Below are 508 nucleotides of genomic sequence, written 5' to 3'. Positions count from 1 at the left end.
TTAACTACCTTTGTCTGTTTTTTCGATAGTGAGCTTAGTTTCAATCCTTTAATAAGTATTTTTTAAGCCGTTCTAAGGTGCTTAGAACTAATCAAATACTCGCTCTGTATTTATGTTTAAAAAGTGTGTGGGGCCTTCAGGGTGAGATATGTCTTTTGAAAAATGGAAATCACTTGATCTGCCGTGTACAAAAAAAGCCCAACATAAGTTGGACTTTTGAAAGACAAATAAGCGGAAGATATTTAAAGGATACGCTTTAAAACACCGTCAGCTTTTAAGCGAGTGATTTTTCTCACGAGTTTTTGTACAGCAAGCGGGTAATCTTCGACTTTTTCCAACTGTTTGTAAGTGCAGATTAGCTGCGTATGTTCAAGGATTCGGGCTACTTCATCTTCAAACTTATGAGTAAGGTTTGCGTAGTCATCTTGAATCAATAAACCATTTTCAAGATCGAGAGACCAAGCACGCGGATTTAAGTTGTTACCTGTAAGCAGCATGTATCGTTTAT

The 508-nt window shown here is 36.8% G+C and carries 1 pseudogene; it reads right to left on the bottom strand.

Annotated elements, in window-relative coordinates:
* Positions 1 to 242 precede the first annotated feature (242 nt).
* Positions 243 to 508, bottom strand: a pseudogene (pssA, locus tag R7Q09_RS28570) (CDP-diacylglycerol--serine O-phosphatidyltransferase); the annotation flags it as partial.

The sequence above is a fragment of the Vibrio sp. 2130-1 genome (assembly GCF_033339515.1).
This window is presented reverse-complemented; position numbering and strand designations above follow the sequence as displayed.